Origin of the sequence: Aeromonas sp. R7-4, from assembly GCF_040908055.1 — a bacterium.
Classification (GTDB): Bacteria; Pseudomonadota; Gammaproteobacteria; order Enterobacterales; family Aeromonadaceae; genus Aeromonas; species Aeromonas sanarellii.
Genome location: NZ_JBFODA010000022.1, coordinates 73,198 through 96,028 on the forward strand (window position 1 = coordinate 73,198; position 22,831 = coordinate 96,028).

Below are 22,831 nucleotides of genomic sequence, written 5' to 3' on the forward strand. Positions count from 1 at the left end.
GCTGATATACTGCCCGCTCACATGTGAGCGGACTGGTTCGGGGGCCCGCGAAGAGGCTGGCCCGAACGGTCGTTGTCGCCGGAGTTCCGGCATCAAGCAAAGGAAGGGAACAAGGATTCATGATCCCGAGACTCGATTACCAGGACAGTTTGTCACCTACAACCCTGCAGTTTCTTGAGTTGCTGGCGCGCTCAGCATTTCGTGGTGATATCGAAAAGTCTTATGCAAGCCGGTTGGCGATGGCGACGGATAACAGCGTCTATCAGGTAGTACCTCAGGCGGTGCTCTATCCGCGCAGCGCGGATGACATAGCGGTGATGCTCAAGCTGGCCCAGGGGCCCGAGTACGCGGCCTTGAGTTTCTTCCCTCGCGGCGGCGGTACCGGCACCAATGGTCAGTCCTTGGGCGGCGGCATTATCGTCGATCTCTCGCGCCATATGAACCAGATCCTGGAAATTAATCTGGAGCAGGGTTGGGTACGGGCCCAGGCCGGGGTGGTCAAGGATCAGCTCAACGCCTATCTGAAACCCCACGGCTACTTCTTCTCGCCGGATCTCTCCACCTCGAACCGCGCCACCCTGGGGGGCATGGTCAACACCGACGCCTCGGGGCAGGGGTCGCTGGTGTACGGCAAGACCTCGGATCACGTGCTCGGCCTCAAAGCCGTGCTGGAGAACGGCGACATCATGGCCACCGAGCCGGTCAGCGGCACGCGTCTGGCGGACAAGCTGGCCCTGGAGAGCCGCGAGGGGGAGATCTATCGCACCCTCTATCGTATCGGCAAGGAGCGCCGCGCCGACATCGAGGCCACCTTCCCCAAGCTGAACCGCTTTCTGACCGGTTACGATCTCAAGCATCTCTATATCCCCGAGAGCGACACCCTGGACGTGAGCCGGGTGCTATGCGGTTCGGAAGGGTCCCTCGGCTTTATCACCGAAGCCAGGCTTAACATCACCCCCATCCCGCGCTACCGGACCCTGGTCAACGTCAAGTACGACAGCTTCCCCTCCGCCCTGCGCAATGCCCCCTTTATGGTAGAGGCTCACGCCCTGTCGGTGGAGACGGTGGATTCCCGGGTGCTGGGGCTGGCCCGCGCCGACATCATCTGGCATTCGGTCAAAAATCTGATCCAGGATGTGCCCGGCAAGGATCTGCAGGGGCTCAACATCGTCGAGTTTGCGGATACCGACGAGGCCGAACACAAGGCCAAGGTGGACGAGCTGTGCCGGCGCATCGACGCCCTGCTGGCCAGGGGGGAGGCGGGGATCATCGGCTATCAGGTGTGCGACCACCTGCCGAGCATCGAGACCATCTACGCCATGCGCAAGAAGTCGGTGGGGCTGCTCGGCAACGCCGAGGGGCGCAAGAAGCCGGTGGCCTTCACCGAAGACACCGCGGTGCCGCCGGAGTCTCTGGCGGACTTCATCATGGAGTTTCGCGCCCTGCTGGACGCCCATGGCCTCGACTACGGCATGTTCGGCCACGTGGATGCGGGGGTCTTGCACGTGCGCCCGGCGCTGGACCTGTGCGACCCCGAGCAGGAGGTGTTGCTGCGGCGCATCTCGGATCAGGTGGTGGCCCTCACCGCCAAATACGGTGGCCTGATGTGGGGGGAGCACGGCAAGGGGTTCCGCTCCGAATACAGCCCCGCCTTCTTCGGCGAACTCTGGGAGGAGCTGCAACGGGTCAAAGGCGCCTTTGATCCCCAGAACCGCGTCAACCCCGGCAAGATCTGCATGCCCTATGGCAGCGGCGCTTCGCTTGTCTCGGTGGACGGGCCCAAGCGCGGCAAGTTCGATCGCCAGATCCCGCTGGCGGTGCGCACCAGCTACACTCGGGCCCTCGATTGCAACGGCAACGGTCTGTGCTTCACCTTCGAGACCGACTCCCCCATGTGCCCCTCGGTCAAAATAAGCAAGGACAGGCGTCACTCCCCCAAGGGGCGGGCAGGGCTGATGCGCGAATGGCTGCGCCAGCTCGCGGAGCAGGGCTTCGATCCCCTGGCCGAGGAGGTGGCGCTGCAAAGCGGCGGCCTGCGCGTCAAGCAGATCGTCGACAAGTTCCGCAACACCCTGGCCCGCGCCCGCGGTCAGTATGACTTCTCCCACGAGGTGATGGAGGCGATGGAGGGGTGCCTCGCGTGCAAGGCGTGCACCAGCCAGTGCCCCATCAAGGTGGACGTGCCCACCTTCCGCGCCCGTTTCATGCAGCTCTATCACAGCCGCTACCTGCGCGGGCCCAAGGATTACTTCGTCGGCACCGTCGAGAGCTATACCCCCCTGCTCGCCAAGGCCCCCAAGCTGGTCAACTTCTTCCTCGAGAAAGAGTGGGCCCAGAAGGCGAGCGAGAAGAGCATCGGCATGGTGGACGTGCCGCTGCTCTCGGTACCGACCCTGGCCGAGGAGCTGCGCGATCACAAGGCCCGCTACTTCGACCTGCCGGGCCTGGAGGCCATGAGCCCCGAGCAGCGTAAAAAAGTGGTGCTCATCGTGCAGGATCCCTTCACCAGCTATTACGACGCCCCCGTGGTGCGTGACCTGGTGAAGCTCGCCAGCAAGCTCGGGCTGCAACCCTATCTGCTGCCGTTCAAGCCCAATGGCAAGCCCCAGCACGTGAAGGGCTTCCTGCGCGCCTTTGCCCGCACCGCGGCCAGCAGCGCCCAGTTCCTCAACAAGGTGGCGGCGCTCGGCATCCCCATGGTGGGGGTCGACCCCTCCCTGGTGCTCTGCTATCGGGACGAGTACGTGAAGGCGCTGGGCCCGGCCCGCGGCGACTTCCAGGTGCTGCTGCCCCAGGAGTGGTTGCTCTCCCTGCCGGCAGAGGTGCTGCCGGTACGGGAGGAGCATGCCGCTGCCGAGCCCTGGTATCTGTTTGCCCACTGCACCGAGAAGACGGCGAAACCCTCCACCCACGGCGACTGGGGCGCCCTGTTTGGCCGCTTCGGTGCCCGGCTGCAGCCGGTCTCGGTGGGTTGCTGCGGCATGGCGGGCACCTATGGTCACGATGCCAAACAGGTGGAGAACTCCAAGGGCATCTATGGCCTCAGCTGGGCCGATCCCCTGGCCCGCCTGCCGAAGGAGCGTTGCCTGGCCACCGGTTATTCGTGCCGTAGCCAGGTCAAGCGGATGGAGGGGGAGAAGCTCAAGCACCCATTGCAGGCCCTGCTGGAACTGCTCTGATGCTCAGCCTCCCCAAGGGATTTCGGGTGCCAAAGGCCCATCGGCACCCGCATTTTCTGTTGCTGCCGGTCAGCCCGGATCAGGCGGTGGTGGAGTTCGTAGCCATGCTGCGCGAGCGCGAGCAGCTCCATCAGCTGTTTCGCCCGGACGACGTCTGGCCCTCCGACCACTTCGGCCTGAGCCAGCATGAGGCCGATCTGGAGTGGCAGCGCTCGGAGTTTCTCGCCAAGCGCTCCTTTGCCTACGGCCTCTGGAGCCCGGATCGGGAGCCCGAGTTCTGGGGCGGCGTCTACCTCTATCCCTCGGTGCTGCCGGAGGTGCAGGTGGAGCTCTTTTTCTGGAAGGTGGCCGAGGCGCCGCTCACCGATGCCGAGCTTGAGGCCGAGCTGCGCGCCTGGCTCGGCAAGGTGTGGCGCTGGCCCGAGCCCCGCCTGCCGGGACGGGAACTGCCCTGGGCCGAGTGGCCAGGGGTGACCTATCCCTGGTGATCTCCAGTTCGGATACAGGATGCCCCACGCGGGGCATCTTTTTTTTCCGTCCTTTTTCGCCGACACTGCACGTTCGCCGACACAGCTCGACGATAACCCATTGATCACGCAAGGAGTCCGCTCGCCATGAGTCAAGAGAACGCCCCCATCTGGCGCAAGCCCATGAGCCTGGAGGGGCTCAACGCCAGCTCCCGCCACACCCTGATGGCCCACCTCGACATCCGCTACACCGCCTTTGGTCCCGACTGGCTGGAGGCCACCATGCCGGTGGATCACCGTACCCATCAGCCGCTCGGCATGCTGCACGGCGGGGCGTCCGTGGTGCTGGCGGAGACGCTCGGGTCTCTGGCCGCCAACATGGCGGTGGGGGAGGAGAGCTACTGCGTGGGGTTGGAGGTCAATGCCAACCACCTGAGGGCCAAGCGGGAAGGGGTGGTGACGGGGCGCTGTGCGCCGCTGCATCTGGGGGCGACCACCCAGGTGTGGCAGATTGAAATCCGCGATGAACGTGGGCGTTTATTGTGCACCAGCCGATTGACCATGGCGGTGCTCAAACACAAGCGGGGCAAGGACTCGAGTGATGAGTGATCGGCAATAACGCACCATGAGTGCAAAATAAGCAAGCCATAGTCGCGAGATCCCTCTATAATTGCCAACGTCTTGAGAGGCCTATCACATTTTTCAAGACAGCAGAACAAAGTGGCGCTATAATCGCCGCCTTTTTGCTATTCCGCGGTGTTAGCCGCCTGCCTTAATCTGGAAGAATCTATGTCTGATACCGAACAACTGCCCCTTTTTAGTGAGCTTGGACTGGCCGCGCCCGTATTGAAAGCGCTGCAGGACGTGGGCTATGAGCGCCCGTCCCCCATCCAGGCCGCAGCAATTCCCCACCTGATGGCGGGACACGATCTGCTGGGGCAGGCGCAAACCGGTACAGGGAAGACCGCTGCCTTTGCCTTGCCTCTGTTGTCTCGTCTGGAAGCTGGTAACCGCAACACCCAGATCCTGGTGCTGGCGCCGACCCGCGAACTGGCCCTGCAGGTGGCTGAAGCGTGCCAACGCTATGCCCACCACATGCCCGATTTCCACGTGCTGCCCATCTACGGCGGCGCCTCCTATGAAACCCAGACCCGCGCCCTGCGCCGCGGTGCCCAGGTGGTCGTCGGTACCCCGGGCCGCGTGATGGACCTGATCCGTCGCAAGAACCTGGACCTCTCCGGCCTGAAGGCCCTGGTGCTGGACGAAGCGGACGAAATGCTGCGCATGGGCTTCATCGACGACGTGGACTGGATCATGGAACAGTGCCCGGCCGGTCGTCAGGTCGCGCTCTTCTCCGCCACCATGCCGGAGCAGATCCGTCGCGTGGCCCAGAAGCACCTGAAGCAGCCCAAAGAGATCAAGATCGCCTCCAAGACTGCTACCGCCACCACCATTCGCCAGCGTTACTGGCAGGTGACCGGTCTGCACAAGCTGGACGCCATGACCCGTCTGCTGGAAGTGGAATCCTACGAAGCCCTGCTGGTGTTCGTGCGTACCAAGAACGCCGCCGAGGAGCTGGCCGGCAAGTTGGCCGCCCGCGGTCACGCCTGTGAGGCGCTGCACGGCGACATCCCGCAGAAGCTGCGTGAGCGCACCGTCGACAAGCTGCGTCAGGGCCAGCTGGACATCCTGATCGCCACCGACGTGGTCGCCCGTGGTCTGGACGTCGAGCGCATCACCCACGTGGTGAACTACGACATCCCCTACGACACCGAATCCTACGTGCACCGTATCGGCCGTACCGGTCGTGCCGGTCGCAAGGGCGAGGCCATCCTGTTCGTGGCTCCTCGCGAGCGCCGCATGCTGCGCGCCATCGAGCACGCTACCCGCCAGGCCATCGAGCCGATGAAGATGCCGAGCACCGAGGACATCAACCAGCACCGTCTGGCCAAGTTCAAGGAGCGCATCCGCGAGACCATGATGGGCGAGGAGCTCGAGATCTACCACAACCTGGTGAACGAGCTGATCGAAGAGGATTCCGCCGATCCGCTGGAGCTGGCTGCCGCGCTGGCCAAGCTGGTGCAGGGCGACCAGCCGCTGCTGCTGGACGACTCCATCCCGGATCCGCTGCTGAACGCCGGCAACGATCGCGGTGGCTTCGAGCGCCGTGAGTTCAACGACCGCGGTGGTCGTGACTTCGGCAACCGTGACTTCGGTGACCGCGGCGATCGCCCGGCCCGTCGCATGCCATCCCTGGAGCCGCGTCCGCTCAAGGACAACCCGGACGTGGAGATGGAGCGTTACCGCGTGGACGTGGGTGCCCATCACGGCGTCAAGCCGGGCCAGATCGTCGGCGCCATCGCCAACGAGGCGAACATCGAGAGCCGCTTCATCGGCAACATCGACATCGCCGACGACTTCTCCACCGTCGACCTGCCCAAGGGCATCAGCGCCGAGGTGCTGGAGGTGATCAAGAAGGCCCGTGTCTGCCAGCGTCCGCTGCAGATCACCCGCTACACCGAAGTGCCGGCCGGCAGCAACACTGCCCCCCGTCCGCCCCGTGGTGACCGCCCCTTCAACAAGGAGCGTCCTTTCAACAAGGATCGCCGTCCCAGCGGTGACCGTCCCTTCAACAAGGGTGGGGAGCGCCGTGAAGGTGGCTTCAACAAGGATCGCAAGTTCAGCAAGCGCCGCGACAGCTGAGTCCGGATCCTGCTGACAAGAGGTCGCTCATGATGAGCGGCCTTTTTTTATGCGCGCTGCGCAGGGCGGACTCGCTCCTCGCCGCCTTGGCGGCGTCCTGTTGCCTCTGGTGCCGCAACGCAGGAGTGGAGCCGGCCAGGGCCTGGTGTTACCTTGGCCGGACGGCGTGACGCCGTCGTAGCCGTGGATTGAGGGGGATGCATGGATCGATTGGGGATGATGGAGGTGTTCGTGCTGGCGGTGGAGACAGGCTCCTTCTCGGCGGTGGCCCGCCGGCTGGGGCTGGGGCAGCCCACTGTCTCCAGGCTGATCGCCCAGCTGGAGGAGCACCTCGGCAGCCGCCTGCTGCTGCGTTCGACCCGCGGCCTGATGCCCACCGAGGCGGGGGAGGCCTATTACCAGAAGTCCAGGGAGATCCTGCTCCAGGTCAACGAGGCCGAGGCCATGGTGCAGCAGTGCCGGGCCGGGCTGAGCGGACGCCTGCGGGTGAGCGCCCCCGTCACCTTCGCCCGCCTGCACATCATCCCCCGTCTTGCCGGCTTTCTGGCGGACCATCCCGGACTGGAGCTCGAGATCCTGCTGGATGACGGCAACATCGATCTCATCCCGGCCGGCATCGACGTCGCCTTGCGGCTGGGGGCACAGGCGGACTCGGCGCTGGTGGCCCGCCGCCTCTCCCAGTGCGGGATGCGGGTGCTGGCCACCCCGGCCTATCTGGCGACCAGGGGGGCGCCGGCCTCTCCCGGGGATCTGCAAGACCATGAGCTGGTGATCTACAGCCCGAAACCCGGGATGGGGCAGCAGTGGCGGTTTCATCGGGGGGAGGAGGAGGTGAAGGTGTCGGGGCGTGGCCGGCTGACGGTCTCGGCGGCCGAGGGCATGCGTGCCGCCGTGCTGGCAGGGCTGGGGCTTGGCATCGCATCGGAGTGGATGTTCGCCCCCGAGCTCGCCAGCGGGGAGGTGGTGGCGGTGCTGCCTGCGTGGCAACTGCCCACGCTGGATCTCTGGGCTCTGCTGCCGGCTGGCCGCGAGCTCAGCGCCAAGGCGGGCGCCTTCCTGAGCTTCATGGCAGGCCACTGTGGCCTGGGGCATGCGCAGGCGGAATAGCTGTTATGGCGTGAGGCCGCCTACTGGCGACCCGCGTCCCCGGGTAGGCTGTGTGCATCCGGCCCGCCTCAGCGCGGGATCCATTCAGCCAAGAGGATGACAACGTGAGCACATCGCAACCCAGCCCCTCCCTGCTCTTCGCCATGGCCCTGTCGTGCGGCCTGGCGGTCGCCAACATCTATTACAACCAGCCCATGCTGGCGGTGATGGCCAACGACTTTCCCGGGCAGCCCGCCATCGCCCTGATCGCCATGCTGACCCAGCTCGGCTATGCCGCAGGCCTGCTGCTCCTGGTGCCGCTTGGCGATGTGGTCGAGCGCCGCTGGCTCATCGTGGGGCAGTTCGGGCTGATCGCCCTGGCCTCCCTGCTGGCCGCCACGGCCAGCGGGGCCATCAGCCTGATGCTGGCCTCTGTGCTGCTCGGCATCGGTGCTACGGCGGCCCAGCAGATAGTGCCGGTGGCGGCGACCCTGGCGGCTCCGGCCCGGCGTGGTGCCGTGGTCGGCAGCGTGATGAGCGGTTTGCTCGCCGGGATCCTGCTCAGCCGCACCCTCGCCGGGCTGGTCACCGCCTACGGCAGCTGGCGTGCCATGTTCTGGCTCGCCGTACCCCTGGCCCTGCTGGGGGCCCTGCTGATGGCCAGGACGATCCCGCTCGGGTTGCCGCGCACCACCCTGGGGTATGGCCGTCTGCTGCGCTCGCTCATGGGCCTGTGGCGGGAGGAGCCCGCCTTGCGCCGTGCCACCCTGATCCAGGCCCTGTTGTTTGCCTCCTTCAGCGCCTTCTGGACAGTGCTGGCCTTCTATCTCGCCGAGCCCGGCTACGGGCTGGGGGCCGATGTCGCCGGCCTGTTCGGCGCCATCGGGGTGGCGGGGGTGGTGGCCGCCCCGCTGGCGGGCCGGCTGGCAGACAGCCTGGGGGCCAGGCCCGTGGTGCTGGGAGGAGCCGTGCTGGTGGCGCTGGCCTGGGTCTGTTTCGAGGCCTGGATCTCCCTGGCCGGGTTGGCGTGCGGAGTCATCCTGCTGGATCTCGGGGTACAGAGCGCACTGGTCGCCCATCAGCAGCGGATCTATGGCCTCAGGGCCGAGGCGAGGGGGCGGGTCAACACCCTCTTCATGACCGGCATGTTTCTGGGAGGCACCCTGGGGTCGACTCTGGCCATGCTGGCCTGGCAGCAGGGGCACTGGGTGGGGGTGGGCTCGGTGGGCATGGGGCTGGCGCTGGTGGCCTGTCTCTGTGCCCTGGCCGGGCGGCGTCCTCTGCAAGCTGCCGGCTGATGGCGGTGCCGGAGACAACAAAGGCGACCCCGGGGTCGCCTTTTTCAGCCTTGCATCCTGTGCTGGTGGTTAGAGCACCATGGCGGCAACCCAGCCGAAGATCACCAGCGGGATGTTGTAGTGGATGAAGGTGGGCACCACGCTGTCCCAGATGTGGTCGTGCTGGCCGTCGGCATTGAGGCCCGAGGTGGGGCCCAGGGTCGAGTCGGAGGCGGGGGAGCCCGCATCCCCGAGCGCACCGGCGGTTCCCACCAGGGCGATGGTTGCCATGGGCGAGAAGCCGAGGTGGATGCACAGGGGCACGTAGATGGTGGCGATGATGGGCACGGTGGAGAAGGAGGAGCCGATCCCCATGGTGATGAGCAGGCCCACCAGCAGCATCAGGAAGGCGGCCAGTCCCTTGTGGCCCGCCATCATGCCGGAGACGGACTGCACCAGGCTCTCCACCCCGTGGGTCTCCTTCATCACGGCGGCGAAGCCGGCGGCGGAGATCATGATGAAGCCGATGAGGGACATCATGCGCACCCCCTGGGTGAAGGCGTCCTGGCTCTCACGGAACTTGATGACGCCGCCGCAGGTGAAGATGACGAAGCCCGCCAGCGCCCCGAGGACGATGCTGTTGGTCATCAGCTGCAGCCCCAGCGCCACGGCGATGGCCAGCAGGGCCACCCAGATGTGGTTCAGGTTGAGCTCCACCGTCTCGGGCTCGGCGGCCAGGATCTTCTCCAGATCGTACTGGCGCGGCTTGCGGTAGCTGAAGAAGACGGCGATGAGCAGGCCGACGAACATGCCGAGCACCGGGATGGCCATGGCCAGCGGCATCTGGCTGTATTCCACCGGCACGCCGTTGTCGACGAGGTTCTTGGCCAGGATGTTGTTGAGGAAGATGCCGCCAAAGCCCACCGGCAGCAGCATGTAGGTGGCGGTGAGGCCGAAGGTGATGACGCAGGCCACCTGGCGACGATCGATCTGCATCTGGGCCATGACGTGCAGAAGCGGCGGGATCAGGATGGGAATGAAGGCGATGTGCACCGGGATCAGGTTCTGGGAGGAGATGGAGACCGCGAGCAGGGAGGTGATCAGCAGGCTCTTGACCCAGAGAATGCGGGAGCTGCTGGCATCCTTGCCGAGCTGGCTGATGACCTTGCGGGCCAGCAGATCGGTGATGCCGGAGCGGGAGATGGCCACCGCGAAAGCCCCCAGCATGGCGTAGGAGAGGGCGATCTCGGCGCCGCCACCCAGGCCGCCGGTGAAGGTGCTGAGGGTCTTCTCGAGGGAGAGGCCGCCGAGCAGGCCACCTGCGATGGCGCCGATGGCGAGGGAGACCACCACATTGATCCGCAGCAGGCTGAGCACCAGCATCAGCGCCACCGCGATAACAACAGGATTCATTTGATTTCCTTATGGATTGTATTGCTGTCTGTCGAGTGAAAGGCAGCTAGTTTGCGAAAAACCGGGCAAATGTCGAGAAAAAAATCGGCGGATCCCGGCCATCGGCAGCATCTTGTGGCACAAGGTTGCTGGCAACCCGGTGCCTGGGCTTCGCCGCCTCTCCTGGTCCAACCTGTTCACCCCCTATCGGACCCCTGTAACGCAGACAGGCTGCCGTCCGGCAGCCTGTCTGGGCAGGTCGGGACTCTCAGACCCCGGCGTCGTCGCTGCTGTCATCCGAGGTGGCCAGGGGCCAGCCCCCCAGACTCTTCCAGCGGTTGACGATATGGCAGAACAGCTCGGTGGTGCGCTCGGTGTCGTAGAGGGCGGAGTGGGCCTCTTTGTTGTCAAAGGGGATGTTCGCACTCTGGCACGCCTTGGCCAGCACCGTCTGCCCCAGGGCCAGGCCCGAGAGCGCGGCGGTGTCGAAGGTGGCGAAGGGGTGGAACGGATTGCGCTTGAGGCCGGCCCGCTCGGCGGCGGCCATCACGAAGCCGTGATCGAAGGTGGCATTGTGGGCGACGATGATGGCGCGACCGCAGTCGCTCTCCTTCATGCCCTTGCGCACCCCCTTGAAGATCTCGGTGAGCGCCTCCTTCTCGTCCACGGCGCCGCGCAGGGGGTTGAAGGGATCGATGCCGGTGAACTCCAGCGCCGCCTTCTCCAGGTTGGCCCCCTCAAAGGGCTGGACATGAAAATGGAAGATCTGATCGGGCACTAGCCAGCCCTGTTCATCCATCTTGAGGGTGTGGGCGGCTATCTCCAGCAGGGCATCGGTCTTGGCATTGAATCCGGCGGTTTCAACATCGATGACGACGGGGTAAAAGCCACGAAAGCGGCCCTTGAGGGTGTGAACGGCGTCGGTCATGGTATCTCGGTCGGCATGAAAGGAGGCGGCATTATGGCAAAAAAGCGGGCCCTTGTCCCTTATCCGCCGTCATGGGGCCGGCATCTGGTTCTCTTTGAAGCGCTTGAGCTTATAATTGGCGACTTCAACCATGGAGGGAGAGGCGATGATGAAGCTGGGATTGGCGCACAAGATGCTGCTGGTAGTCTGTCTGCCACTGCTGGCCCTGCTGTTTTTTTCCGGTCGCTATGTCTATGAGCGCTACCGGGTCGAGCAGGAGATGAGCGAGGCCAGGGCCGCGCTGGAGGTGGTGAAGGAGGCGGCGCAGCTCGCCCACGAACTGCAAAAGGAGCGTGGCATGTCGGCCGGCTTCCTGGGGTCCGGCGGCAACAAGTTCCGCGATGCGCTGCCCGCCCAGCGCAAGGTGGTGGACACCCTGTTGCAGCGTTTTCGCCAGGAGCCGGCCCTGCTGGCCCTGACCGAGGTGCAGCAGGCTCTGGCGGGGCTCACCGCCATGCGTGAGCGGGTCAGTGATCTCGGGGTCGAGGTGGCGGAGCCGGTCGGCTTCTACACCCGCCTCGTGACGGAGCTGCTGGCGGTGGTGGACGGGATCAGCGTCGACAGCCGGGACGCCACCATAGCGCTGCAGACCACCGCCTACGCCGCCTTCCTGCAGAGCAAGGAGCGCATGGGGCTGGAGCGGGCGACCCTGAGCAATGTGTTCGGGCGAGGCAGCTTCACCCCGGCGCTGTTGCAGCAGTTCATCTCCCTGCTGGCGGCCCAGAACACCTATCTCGAGCGTTTCCAGGCGGTGGCGAGTCCCGCCCAGCGCCAGCTGTTGAGGGAGAGCCTGGCCTCCCCGGTGGTGGCCAAGGTGGCGGCCATGGAGACGCTGGCCCTGGACAAGGCGGCCAGCGGCGGGTTCGGGGTGGATGCGGAGGCCTGGTTTGCCCTGAGCACCGACAAGATAGGCCTGCTCAAGGAGATCGAGGATCGCCTCTATCTGCAGCTCTTCGAGCGGGTCGAGCAGATGCGGGCAGACAGCGCCCGCGCGCTCTGGTGGGGGGCGTTTGGCGTGCTGCTGTGCATCGTCCTGACCACCTTCGTCTGCTGGCGGGTGGTGCGGGATCTGCATCTGGGCTTCATGACCCTGCACCAGACCTTCAAGCGGCTGGTGCAGGAGAACGACCTGACCGTGCGGGTCGACTGGCGCTCGGGGGATGAGCTGGGGGCGCTGGCGCGGGATCTGAACCGCTTCCTCGCCCACCTGGAGAGCCTGCTGCTGGCGGTGCGCCACTCCTGCGACGTGCTGAGGCGCAGCGCCGCCGTCTCGGCAGGGGTCATCGCCGAGGTGAACGCCGGCGTGGTCAGGGGATTTGGCCAGGTGGACCTGGTGGCGACCGCCGCCACCGAGATGGCCTCGACGGTGGCCGAGATAGCCCGCAACGCCACCCAGACCTCCCAGGCGACTCAGCAGGCCATCGGCCGGGCCCGGCAGGGGGACAGGGAGGTGGATCATACCATCAACGCCATCCAGCAGGTGGCGGGCACCCTGGTCGACACCCGGCACCTGGTGGACAGCCTGCATCAGGACACCGAGGCGGTGGGAGAGGCCCTGAACCTCATCAAGCAGATCTCGGACAGGACCAACCTCTTGGCCCTCAATGCCGCCATCGAGGCGGCCCGCGCCGGGGAGTCCGGCCGTGGCTTTGCGGTGGTGGCCGAAGAGGTGAGGGCGCTCGCCTCCCGCACCCAGCAGGCCGCGGACGACATTGCGCAGATGTTGGGCCGTCTGCGCCAGGGGGCCAATCAGGCGGTGACCGCCATGCACATGGGCACAGAGCAGGCCGGTCTGAGCGTGACAGAGGCCAGGCGGGCGGGGAGCGAGCTGAATGTCATCGTCGACGAGGTGCGCAAGGTGAGCGACATGACAGCCCAGGTGGCCACCGCCACCGAGGAGCAGCGCTACGTGACCGACGATATCCAGCACAACGTGATGACCATCCGCGAGGTCTATGAGGCCCATCGCCAGCATTCGGAAACCCTGCAGCAGCACAGCGCCGAGCTGGACACCCTGGCCAGGGAGCTCGCGGAGCGTCTCGCCAGCTTCAAACTGATGGCGCGTTCTCCCACCGACTGAGCGTTTTGCCCTAAAGCTTGCCCCGCCACGGCCGATAGGTAATTCGAGATAGTGTGGAGGGCAAGCCGTTGAATGCTTGGATGTTGGGGTTGATCAGCATATCCGTGAGTATGCCATTGCAGGCGGGAGTGACCGAATTCGGCGCCGGCCTGGATCAGTCCGTCTGGCGCCTGACCTCGGACACACAGGTGGAGTGCCGGCTGGAGCATCCCATTCCCCGCTGGGGGACGGGGGCCTTCGTCAGCCGGGCAGGGCGCAAGATCAATCTGGACTTCGAGCTGAAGGGGCAGCGGCCCCAGGCGCGTACCCAGACGGTGAGCCTCGGGATCATGCCGCCCAGCTGGCGTCCCGGGGTCTCCGGCAGGCAGATAAGCCAGCTGCAGTTCTACCAGCAGTTCGACGGCCTGGTCGCGGGCCAGACCGCCTGGACCATGCTGGACGAGCTGGAAGGCGGGCGCATGCCGACCTTCCAGTATCGCGACTGGTACCGCCAGGACAGGCCGGTAAGGGTCTCTCTCTCGTCGGTCAACTTCAGGGTCAAATACCAGGCCTTCATGGACTGCCTGAGCGGTTTGCTGCCCTACAGCTTCAACGACATCGCCTTCAGCGTGCTCTCCTATGACAAAAACAGCGACCAGTTGTCGCCGGCGTCCAAGCGACGGCTGGCGATGATCGGCGAGTACGTGAAGGCGGACAAGAGCATAGACGTGGTGGTGATCGACGCCTACAGCGACAGCTATGGCGGTCGCTGGCCGAACCAGAAGCTGTCCGAGAAACGAGCCGATGCCATCAAGCAGGTGTTTGTGGATCTCGGCATCGAGGAGGGCAAGGTCTCGGTGGAGGGGCACGGCGAGAAGCAGCACGTGGCTTCCAACGAGACGGAGGCAGGCCGTGCCAAGAACCGGCGGGTGGTGATCAACATGGGCCGTAACGGCACCATCTGAGCGCGTCGCGTACCCGGGCTGGCGAATCATCCACTTCACGCAGCCATAAAAAAATGCCAGTCGGCCGGGCCGACTGGCATTTTTCTTGAGCGAAACGCGAGCTTACTTGGCCAGGGATTCCGGCAGCTCTTCGCGGATCTTGCCGAGCATCTCTTTCAACACACGGGGGTTGGCCACCACTATGTTGCCGGAGTTCTCGTAGTTGTGACCGCCGACGAAGTCGGTGACGATGGCGCCGGCTTCCTTGGCCAGCAGCTCACCGGCTGCGGTGTCCCAGGGCTTGAGGCCGATCTCCCAGAAGCCGTCGACGCGGCCGGCGGCCACATAGGCCAGATCCAGCGCGGCCGAGCCGGCGCGGCGGATGTCGGCACACTCGATGAACATGCTCTGGAACATCTTCAGATAAGACTCGATGTGGTGTTTCTGCTTGAACGGGAAGCCGGTCGCCAGGATGGTGCCGGACAGATCCTTGGCCTTGCCGACCCGGATGCGGTAGCCGTTCAGCTGGGCGCCGTTGCCACGGGTGGCCGTGAACAGCTCGTCACGGATGGGATCGTAGACGACGGCCTGCTCGGTCTTGCCCTTCACGCGCAGGGCGATGGAGACGGCAAAGTGCGGAATGCCCTTGACCAGGTTGGTCGTGCCATCCAGTGGGTCGATGATCCATTGGTAATCCGGATTGGTACCGGCGATCTCGCCGGACTCTTCAGCCACGATGCTGTGTTCCGGGTAAGATTTCTTGATGGTATGAATGATGGCCGCTTCGGCGTCACGGTCAACGTTGGTCACGAAGTCATTGCTGCCTTTCTGGATAACCTCGATGTTCTCGGGTTGAGAGAAGGCTTTTACTACTACTTGACCGGCGTTGCGCGCAGCGCGCACGGCGATATTCAGCATCGGATGCATAGGTTCACCACTGGATGTTAAAGAACGGGGGGATAAAAGGACGCGATATCTTACCAAGATATCCGGGAATAGCAACCGTTATGCCCGGGCGCGATCACGTTCGGGACTGACAGATCTGACGGCTCCAATAAAGGCTCATCTTCGTCTAGTCTTATCGCGACAGCCGGAGAACAGGCTGTGGTGAGCATAGGGATATGAGCCATGAATCTGTCATTAGTCAGTCAAAAACCGTCGGCAGCGACGACATTGAGTGTGCTGGCCGCCTTGCGCAGCGCCAGCGGATTTGGGGATTACTTCAGCGAGATCCGGGTGTCACAGCCGGGGCAGTGGCAACCATCGAAGGAGGAAGCAGCCATCTTGCTGCTGGAAGAAGATGGCGGTGCATGGCCGGCTCCCGCCTGGAGCACCAGCGGCGAGGCGCTGGGATTGCCGGTGCTGCCCCTCCTGGTGCATCGACAATATGACCATCCCCCCCGGGGGCCGGATGTCAGGGATCCCCACTTCTACTTCGTTTCCAATGGCATAGTGCTGGATGAGGCGGAGCTGGCGGATCCCGCCTGCAGCCTAGTGCTGCAGAGCAAGCTCGAGTCCTATTTCCCGCTGCTTTCCCGTCTCATCCTGCTGCGTCAGCGTCAGCCCATGGCGATGTGCAGCTAGTCGTTTCCCCCTCAATGTGGACTGTTCAAACGGCGCAATATTTGTCATAACAGACCGATATTGCGCCGTGCGCCATGGCCCATGCTCGCCTGCTGGGAGATGGCTCCGATCTGTCCCGCCACAGGGGGTGAGATGAAGGTCTATGAATTGAAGCGGGCCCCCAATGCCCGCCGGGTCAGGATATTTCTGGCGGAGAAGGGCATAGAGATGGCCTATCATCAGGTCGATCTGGGGGCGGGGGAAAACCTGGCGCCCGCCTTCCTGGCCAAGAATCCGGCGGGACGCATTCCGGTGCTGGAACTCGATGACGGTAGCTGTCTCAGTGAAAGCCTGGCCATCTGCCGCTATTTTGAAGAGCTCAACCCAGAACCCAACCTGTTTGGTCGCACGGCGCTCGAGCGCGCCACCATAGAGATGTGGAGCCGCTTCATCGAGTTCAACCTCTGGCTGCCGACCGGCATGGCGTTTCGCCACATCACCGGTTTTTACAAGGACAGGGAGACCCTCTTCCCCGAGTGGGGTGAAGAGTGCAAGCAACAGGCGCTGGCCTGGTTTGACAAGCTCGATGCCCGTCTTGCCGAGGTGTCCTATGTTGCCGGGGATCGCTTCACCATTGCCGACATCCTGGCCCTGTGCACTCTCGACTTTGGCAAGGTCGTCGGCCTGCGCACCACCCCCGAACAACCCAATTTGCAGGCCTGGCATGAGCGGGTGAGCACCCGTCCCAGCGCCCAGGCCTGATCCTTACCTCTGAACATCCAAGGAGTCCAAGATGATAGAGTTGTACACTGCTGCCACGCCCAACGGGTTCAAGGTGTCGATCGCCCTCGAGGAGCTGGGACTGCCCTACAAGGTCATTCCCCTTGATTTCTCGACCATGGAGCAGAAGAAACCCGAGTTTCTGGCCATCAACCCCAATGGTCGCATCCCGGCCATCGTCGATCGGGACAACGGTGACTTCGCCGTGTTCGAATCCGGCGCCATCCTGATCTATCTGGCGGAAAAAACCGGCAAGCTGCTGCCGCAGGATCCCAAGCGCCGCTCCCAGGCCATCCAGTGGCTGATGTTCCAGATGGGGGGCGTCGGTCCCATGATGGGGCAGGCCAACGTCTTCTATCGCTATTTCCCCGAGAAGATCCCGGCCGCCATCGAGCGTTACCAGAAGGAGGGGCGACGCCTGTTCGAGGTGCTCGACGGTCATCTGGCACACCATGAGTATCTGGCCGACGAGTACAGCATCGCCGACATCGCCACCTGGCCCTGGGTGCGCATCTACGACTGGAGCGGCATCTCCATCGAGGGGTTGGTGCATCTGCAGGCCTGGATGGCACGCATGGAGGCCAGACCCGCCTGCCAGAAGGGCATCACCATACCGCAGCGCAATGAGAGCCCCGAGGATCAGGTCAAGCGGGCACAGCAGATGGTGACCCGCTGATGCAAGAAGATGGCCTGCGATGGGCCATCTCTTTTTCTGCCCTCCTGTTATCCCTCCTTCCTTGCATCTCTTTCCCCAGTGCCCGCCTTGCGCCGTCGCGATACCGATTACGACCCTGTGAACTACCGGCTAACGGGGACTCAGGCACGTCACATTAGAAAAACTTGGGGAAGCAGATTATAAAGATTCGTTCGTGTTTTGTGACATGAATCACTAAGATTATCGCAAGCCAAAGAGCGTCCTGCTCCCGGCTGGTGCGGGTCCTCCGCCTTGTTTCAATCCTTCAACGACCCTTGTCTGGATCCTCCTGCAGATCTCTGCCCGGAGGGCGGTGGCTTTTTGATTTTTTCGGACGACATATGTATCGGCACAGTTTCTATCCCCTGTTTTTCCTGACCATTCTGATGGTCGCCGTGGGTCAGATGACCCAGACCCTCTATGTGCCCTCCATTCCCATGATGGCGGGGGACTTTCATGTGGCCTCCGGTCAGTTGCAGGCGGTGATGGCCTGCTACCTCATCCCTTACGGCCTCTCCCAGTTCGTCTACGGTCCCCTGTCGGATCGCATCGGTCGTCGCCCCGTGCTGCTCATCGGCATGATGGTGTTCCTGGCCGGCACCCTGGTCATCCAGCTCATACCGCACTTCGCGGCCCTGCTGGCGGGCAGCTTCATCCAGGGGCTGGGCACCGGCGCCGGGGGGGCCATGAGCCGGACCGTGATGCGGGATCGCTACAGCGGCGCCGAGCTCAACCGGGCCAACAGCCTGGTGAGCATGGGGGTCATCTTCTCCCCCCTGCTGGCGCCTGTGCTGGGCGGCTGGCTCACCGAGCTGTTCAACTGGCGTGCCGGCTACTGGTTCCTGTTCGGTTTTGGCACCCTGACCACGCTTGCGCTGCTGGCCTGGTTTGGCGAGACCCTACCGGAGGCGGCCAGGCAGCAGCCGCTGCGGGTCGGCGCGGCCTATCGCCATGTGCTCGGCAACCCGCGCTTCCAGGGCAACCTGCTCTGCCTGATGGCCACCTTCGCGGGGCTCGCGGTATTCGAGGCGGCGGCCGGCGTGCTGCTGGGGGACGTGCTGAAACTGAGTGCCCGCACCGTCAGCGTGCTGTTCGTGCTGCCGCTGCCGGGTTATCTGTTCGGCGCCTGGCTCTCCGCCCGCCTGAGCTACCGCCTGAGCCAGGGCAAGCTGATGCGCCTTGGCATCGCCTTCCTGGCGCTGGGCTCCCTCATCATCCTGGTGCCCGGATTGCTCGGGATGGTGAGCGCGGCCTCCCTGGTAGGCGGCGCCGCCGTCTACTTCATCGGCAGCGGCATCCTCTATCCGACCGCCACCTCCTGCGCCATCGAGCCCTTCCCGGGTCAGGCGGGCACCGCGGGCGCCATCCTCGGCGGCATGCAGAACCTGGGGGCCGGCGTGGTCACCCTGCTGGCGGCCAGCTTCCCCATGGAGGGGCAGGTCACCCTGGGGACCATCATGACCCTGATGGTGCTGATCGTGGCCTTGAGCTTCCTCTGGCTGCGCCACCACGGCGCCCCCCGGGAACAGATGGCCGTCTGACACGGCCAAGAGCCCGCCCCGTTGGCGGGCTTTTTACTGCCTCCTGCCGGGTGGCGGGACGCCGCAGGCGAGTGGAAGGGGGGGGCCGCGCAGGCAAAGAAAAAGCCCGTCGCGATGACGGGCTTTTTGGATAGGTACCCCGGAGATGCCGTTGCCGGTTTGGGCCCTTGAACCGTCGGTTCAAGGCGGAGATCTAATCTGGCCGCAGGCTTCTCGGTCGGGCCGAGCATGCTCAATAGCCAGAAGGCAGACCCCCTGTTTGGTATGAATATCGGCTCGGGGACTTGAACCGGCTGACAAACACTCCAGGGAATTTCAAAACTCGGTGCGATTAGGGCTGTTGCGCCTCTTCGCCGGATTCACCGTATTGTCCGTGCTCGATCAAGGCGGCTTCTATGGTGCGTTGCAGCATCTTGATCCGCTTGTCCATGGTCTCAGAGTATTGATGGTTTTTCTCTTTTTCAAGGCAGAGCTCGTGACAGAAATTGAGCGCCGCCATGACGGCCAGCTGTTCGTTGCTGGAGACCTTGGAGCGTTGACGAAGCTCGATGAGCTTGTCGGTCAGCTGGTCGGCGGCCTGGCGCAGGGCATCCTGTTGTCCCAGGGGACAAGACACCTTGTAGGGACGTCCCAAAATGACGATTTCTACGGCCTCTATGCTCATGCCTTCCTCAATACGGCGGGGCTGATTTCCGCCTTTATCCACGTGGACAACTGGGCGGGACTATATAGCGCAGATGCAGAAGTTTCAAGGCCTTGCTGGCTCTGGGAAGGGGAGAATGCTAGGATCTCGGCCATAAATTCTGCATATTTGCCTGAACTTTGAGCGGATCCTAGATGAGCAAAACGACCCCCCTGAAATATGCGACCCTGGCCGACCTGATGGCGCAGCACGAACTGATGGCGACGGCCGTCGAGGCCCATGGCGTGATCTGTGGCCTGGTGTGCGGTGGCGTGGCCCTGGACGACAAGAGCTGGCTGCCCCATTTCAACGATCTGATCAACGACGGTTTCGGGCTGCCGGCACCGGTGCGCCAGGTGATGACCGAGCTCTATCACGAGGTGATCGAGAGCCTGATGGCCCAGAAAGGGGTCGAGCTGCTGCTGCCAAGCGATGAGGCGCCTCTCGACGAGCGCATCGACTCGCTGGTGGACTGGTCCCAGGCCTTCCTGGCCGGCTTTGGCGTGGTGCAGCAGGAACTCTCCAAGGCCTCCGAGGAGTTGCAGGAGATGATCCAGGACATCGCCAGCATCACCCAGGTCTCGGCGGAGTTCGATCAGGAGGATGACGAGAACGAGGCCTCCTTCCTGGTGCTCTACGAGCACGTGCGCCTGGGGGTCATGATGGCGTTCGAGGAGTTCGGCAAGCGTCCGGACTCGCCAAGCAGCCCGCCGACCCTGCACTGATCGCCCGCCCCGTCGGGATGTCTGACAAGAGAGCGCCACGAGGCGCTCTCCTTGTTTTGCCGGTCAGGGCCGCCATGACTCGCTAACTGACGGCGCCGAATCGGTTTTTTGCCCGTGGCTTCGCATCCTGCCTGCCGGCTTTGTGGTAGGATTGGTCCACGTTTTTCGTCCATGCCCTCTTCTCATGTCTCAATCTGATCTGGTTCACGTCGACGTGGCTATCGTCGGTGGCGGTATGAGCGGCGCCGTGCTGGCCCTCTCCCTCGCCGCCCTCAAGGGGCCGGACGCGGCCCCCCTGCAGATCCTGCTGCTGGAGGCGAGCGCCACCGAGCTCAACCTTCACCCCGGTTTCGACGCCCGTGCCATCGCGCTCTCCGCCGGCACCTGCGAGGCCCTGGCCCGTCACGGGCTCTGGCCCCGTTTCGCCCCCCACTGCGCCCCCATCACCGACATCCACGTCTCGGATCGGGGCCACTGCGGCCAGGCCAGGCTGTCGGCGGCGGAATACGGCCTGGCTGCACTCGGCCAGGTGATCGAGCTCTCTGCGGCCGGCATCGAGTTGCAGCAGGCGATGGCGGCCACCCCGCAGATCCGGGTGTGTTGTCCGGCCCAGCTTGCGAACATAGAGCCCGAAGAGGAGGGGGTGATGCTGACCCTGGCCGATGGCGCGCGCTACCGCACCCGGCTGCTGGTGGCGGCCGATGGGGGTCACTCCTTCGTGCGCCAGCACTTCAAGATGCCGGTCAGTCGCCACGACTATGGCCAGAGTGCCGTCATCGCCGCCGTCAAGACGGCCCAGGATCTCGCCGGGCGGGCCTTCGAGCGCTTCACCGACGGGGGGCCGCTCGCCCTGCTGCCCATGCAGGACGGGCTATCCTCCCTGGTCTGGAGCGTCCCGCGGGACGAGGCGCAGGCGTTGATGGGGCTGGATGACGCCGCCTTTCTCGCCCGCCTGCAGCAGGCCTTTGGCTGGCGCCTGGGGCGTTTCGAGCGCACCGGCGTGCGTCACCTTTATCCCCTGGTGCTGACGGTGGCCGATTATCCCCTGGCCCAGCGTACCGTGCTGGTGGGCAATGCCGCCCACCTGCTGCATCCCATCGCGGGTCAGGGCTTCAACCTCGGCATGCGCGACCTTGACCTGCTCACCTGCGCAGTCGGCCGGGCGCTCGCGGCGGAGGAGGACATCGGCAGCTTCGAGGTACTGAGCGGCTACTGGCAGTCGCGCCGGGAGGATCAGGCCCAGACCGTCTGGCTCACCTCCTCCCTGGCCCAGCTCTTCTCGAACCATCACGCCCCCCTGGTGGTGGGCCGCAACCTGGCGCTCTCCCTGATGGGCAGAGTGCCCTGGCTCAAGGCTCCGCTGGCCTCCCGCACCCTGGGATTCGTCACCGACCTGTGTCGCCAATGAGGTGCGCGCCCCCGGCGGCGGACTCGACATATTTGAGGAGGGACGCCCGCGGGCGTGCCTCCGCTGATCCCGGTGATCAGCCACGAAAGGACATAAGAGAATGCAGATGCAAGAGGTAGATGTGGTGATCGTGGGGGGCGGCATGGTGGGCCTGGGGCTCGCCGCCGCCCTCAAGCAGAGCACACTCAGGGTGGCCGTGGTGGAAGGCCGGCTGCCGGATCCCGTGCTGGGGACGGCGCCTGACAACAGGGTCAGCGCCCTGAGCCTTGCCAGCCAGCGGATACTGCAGGGGGTCGGCGCCTGGGACGGCATAGCGGCGCGCCGCCTGCAGCCCTACGAGAGGATGCAGGTGTGGGAGCAGGACAGCTTCGGCCAGATCGCGTTCGATGCCGCCAGTTTGCGCCAGGGCGCCCTCGGCCACATCGTCGAGAACCGGGTGATCCAGCTTGCGCTGCTGGAAGCCATCGGCGGCGCAGGCAATATCCAGCTGCTGACCCCGGCCCGGGCCAAGAGCCTGCAGAGCAGTGCAGCGGGCGCCCTGCTGCTGCTCGAGGATGGCCGCGCCCTCTCGGCTAGCCTGGTGGTGGCCGCCGACGGCGCCCACTCCTGGGTGCGCCGCCAGGCGGACATTCCCCTCACCAGCTGGGATTATGGCCACCACGCCCTGGTGGCGACGGTACGTTGTGCCGAGCCCCACGAGGCGGTGGCGCGCCAGATCTTCACCCCCCAGGGGCCGCTCGCCTTCCTGCCCCTGTGGGAACCCGACCTCTGCTCCATCGTCTGGTCTGTGCCGGCCAAACGGGCCGAGGCGCTGTGCGCCCTGGATGACGAGCGGTTCAGCCGCCAGCTCACCGCCGCCTTCGATGGCAGGCTCGGGCTGTGCAAGGTGGAGGGGGCCCGCAGCGCCATTCCGCTCACCGCCCGCTACGCCCGCGACTTTGCCCGTGAGCGGCTGGTGCTGGTGGGGGATGCGGCCCACACCATACACCCGCTGGCGGGGCAGGGGGTGAATCTGGGCTTGCTGGATGCCGCCGCCCTGGCGGAGCAGATCCTCATTCATCACGGCAAGGGCGCGGACATCGGCCTGCACGCCAACCTGCGCGGGTACGAACGCTGGCGCAAGAGCGAGGCGGCCCGCATGCTGGCGGCCATGGAGGGGCTCAAGCGGCTGTTTGCAGGCAGCAACCCCCTCAAGAAGCTGGTGCGCGGGGTGGGGCTCTGTGCCGTCGACGCCCTCGGCCCCCTCAAGCAGGGCATGATCCGGGCCGCCATGGGGCTGGACGGGGAGCTGCCCGCCCTGGCCAAGGGTGAAAAAATCTAATCTTACCCCGGGGTTTTGACAATAAAACTAATCTGATGGGGCA

At 64.7% G+C, this 22,831-nt stretch carries 19 protein-coding genes and 1 other RNA gene; 15 read left to right on the plus strand and 5 right to left on the minus strand.

Annotation, left to right across the window (positions count from 1 at the left end):
• Positions 1 to 119: 119 nt before the first annotated feature.
• The 6 genes from AB5Y72_RS04135 to AB5Y72_RS04160 all read left to right on the plus strand — a co-directional run bounded on the left by AB5Y72_RS04135 (position 120) and on the right by AB5Y72_RS04160 (position 8,733).
• Entirely contained in the window at positions 120 to 3,179 is a 3,060-nt protein-coding gene (locus AB5Y72_RS04135; RefSeq protein ID WP_325782976.1) for an FAD-binding and (Fe-S)-binding domain-containing protein, read from the plus strand.
• On the plus strand, positions 3,179 to 3,667 hold the full coding sequence (locus tag AB5Y72_RS04140) for a hypothetical protein (RefSeq protein ID WP_042078829.1): 489 nt from the start codon (positions 3,179 to 3,181) through the stop codon (positions 3,665 to 3,667). Before AB5Y72_RS04135 ends, AB5Y72_RS04140 begins: the two co-directional genes overlap by 1 nt.
• Before the next feature lie 126 nt (positions 3,668 to 3,793).
• Positions 3,794 to 4,255, plus strand: coding sequence for a hotdog fold thioesterase (locus AB5Y72_RS04145; protein ID WP_325782975.1), 462 nt, complete (start codon positions 3,794 to 3,796; stop codon positions 4,253 to 4,255).
• A 180-nt stretch (positions 4,256 to 4,435) separates the two neighbouring features.
• Positions 4,436 to 6,349, plus strand: a complete 1,914-nt coding sequence (locus tag AB5Y72_RS04150; RefSeq protein WP_325782974.1) for a DEAD/DEAH box helicase — start codon at positions 4,436 to 4,438, stop codon at positions 6,347 to 6,349.
• A gap of 201 nt (positions 6,350 to 6,550) precedes the next feature.
• Positions 6,551 to 7,456 carry a LysR family transcriptional regulator gene (locus AB5Y72_RS04155; RefSeq protein ID WP_325782973.1) on the plus strand — a complete coding sequence of 302 codons (906 nt, stop codon included), beginning with the start codon at positions 6,551 to 6,553 and terminating at the stop codon, positions 7,454 to 7,456.
• Between the two features lie 104 nt (positions 7,457 to 7,560).
• A complete protein-coding gene (locus tag AB5Y72_RS04160) occupies positions 7,561 to 8,733 on the plus strand; it encodes an MFS transporter (protein WP_325782972.1) in 1,173 nt (390 codons plus the stop codon).
• Between the two features lie 69 nt (positions 8,734 to 8,802).
• Here the strand turns inward: AB5Y72_RS04160 and AB5Y72_RS04165 are convergent, their stop codons facing one another.
• Together AB5Y72_RS04165 and rnt are read right to left on the minus strand one after the other, a co-directional pair.
• Positions 8,803 to 10,125 carry a Na+/H+ antiporter family protein gene (locus AB5Y72_RS04165; RefSeq protein ID WP_325782971.1) on the minus strand — a complete coding sequence of 441 codons (1,323 nt, stop codon included), beginning with the start codon at positions 10,123 to 10,125 and terminating at the stop codon, positions 8,803 to 8,805.
• Positions 10,126 to 10,372: 247 nt separating this feature from the next.
• Positions 10,373 to 11,032, minus strand: a complete 660-nt coding sequence (gene rnt, locus AB5Y72_RS04170) for a ribonuclease T (protein ID WP_325782970.1) — start codon at positions 11,030 to 11,032, stop codon at positions 10,373 to 10,375.
• A gap of 145 nt (positions 11,033 to 11,177) precedes the next feature.
• Here rnt and AB5Y72_RS04175 point away from each other — a divergent pair, with 145 nt between their 5' ends.
• Positions 11,178 to 13,151 carry a methyl-accepting chemotaxis protein gene (locus AB5Y72_RS04175; RefSeq protein WP_368198623.1) on the plus strand — a complete coding sequence of 658 codons (1,974 nt, stop codon included), beginning with the start codon at positions 11,178 to 11,180 and terminating at the stop codon, positions 13,149 to 13,151.
• A gap of 68 nt (positions 13,152 to 13,219) precedes the next feature.
• Positions 13,220 to 14,095, plus strand: coding sequence for an OmpA family protein (locus tag AB5Y72_RS04180; RefSeq protein ID WP_209428953.1), 876 nt, complete (start codon positions 13,220 to 13,222; stop codon positions 14,093 to 14,095).
• A 102-nt stretch (positions 14,096 to 14,197) separates the two neighbouring features.
• Here the strand turns inward: AB5Y72_RS04180 and suhB are convergent, their stop codons facing one another.
• Positions 14,198 to 15,001, minus strand: coding sequence for an inositol-1-monophosphatase (suhB, locus tag AB5Y72_RS04185; protein ID WP_042076198.1), 804 nt, complete (start codon positions 14,999 to 15,001; stop codon positions 14,198 to 14,200).
• Positions 15,002 to 15,202: 201 nt separating this feature from the next.
• Here suhB and AB5Y72_RS04190 point away from each other — a divergent pair, with 201 nt between their 5' ends.
• From AB5Y72_RS04190 to emrD, 4 genes are all read left to right on the plus strand, one after another.
• Positions 15,203 to 15,658 carry a hypothetical protein gene (locus tag AB5Y72_RS04190; protein ID WP_216990466.1) on the plus strand — a complete coding sequence of 152 codons (456 nt, stop codon included), beginning with the start codon at positions 15,203 to 15,205 and terminating at the stop codon, positions 15,656 to 15,658.
• A gap of 132 nt (positions 15,659 to 15,790) precedes the next feature.
• On the plus strand, positions 15,791 to 16,399 hold the full coding sequence (locus tag AB5Y72_RS04195; RefSeq protein WP_325782968.1) for a glutathione S-transferase family protein: 609 nt from the start codon (positions 15,791 to 15,793) through the stop codon (positions 16,397 to 16,399).
• 31 nt (positions 16,400 to 16,430) lie between these two features.
• Positions 16,431 to 17,093 (plus strand): glutathione S-transferase family protein, encoded by a 663-nt coding sequence (locus AB5Y72_RS04200; protein WP_219142080.1) that lies wholly within the window; start codon positions 16,431 to 16,433, stop codon positions 17,091 to 17,093.
• Positions 17,094 to 17,452: 359 nt separating this feature from the next.
• The gene (gene emrD / locus AB5Y72_RS04205; RefSeq protein WP_325782967.1) at positions 17,453 to 18,652 is read left to right on the plus strand and encodes a multidrug efflux MFS transporter EmrD; all 1,200 of its coding nucleotides are present in this window, start codon (positions 17,453 to 17,455) and stop codon (positions 18,650 to 18,652) included.
• Positions 18,653 to 18,784: 132 nt separating this feature from the next.
• On the opposite strand, the gene ssrS is transcribed toward emrD, so the two are convergent.
• Positions 18,785 to 18,967: non-coding RNA, 6S RNA (gene ssrS / locus AB5Y72_RS04210), on the minus strand.
• A gap of 16 nt (positions 18,968 to 18,983) precedes the next feature.
• A complete protein-coding gene (zapA, locus tag AB5Y72_RS04215) occupies positions 18,984 to 19,316 on the minus strand; it encodes a cell division protein ZapA (protein WP_042076205.1) in 333 nt (110 codons plus the stop codon).
• 173 nt (positions 19,317 to 19,489) lie between these two features.
• Here zapA and AB5Y72_RS04220 point away from each other — a divergent pair, with 173 nt between their 5' ends.
• From AB5Y72_RS04220 to AB5Y72_RS04230, 3 genes are all read left to right on the plus strand, one after another.
• Positions 19,490 to 20,059 carry a UPF0149 family protein gene (locus AB5Y72_RS04220; RefSeq protein ID WP_042076206.1) on the plus strand — a complete coding sequence of 190 codons (570 nt, stop codon included), beginning with the start codon at positions 19,490 to 19,492 and terminating at the stop codon, positions 20,057 to 20,059.
• Positions 20,060 to 20,243: 184 nt separating this feature from the next.
• Positions 20,244 to 21,467, plus strand: a complete 1,224-nt coding sequence (gene ubiH, locus AB5Y72_RS04225) for a 2-octaprenyl-6-methoxyphenyl hydroxylase (protein ID WP_368198624.1) — start codon at positions 20,244 to 20,246, stop codon at positions 21,465 to 21,467.
• A 100-nt stretch (positions 21,468 to 21,567) separates the two neighbouring features.
• The gene (locus AB5Y72_RS04230) at positions 21,568 to 22,788 is read left to right on the plus strand and encodes an FAD-dependent 2-octaprenylphenol hydroxylase (protein WP_368198625.1); all 1,221 of its coding nucleotides are present in this window, start codon (positions 21,568 to 21,570) and stop codon (positions 22,786 to 22,788) included.
• Positions 22,789 to 22,831: the final 43 nt, after the last annotated feature.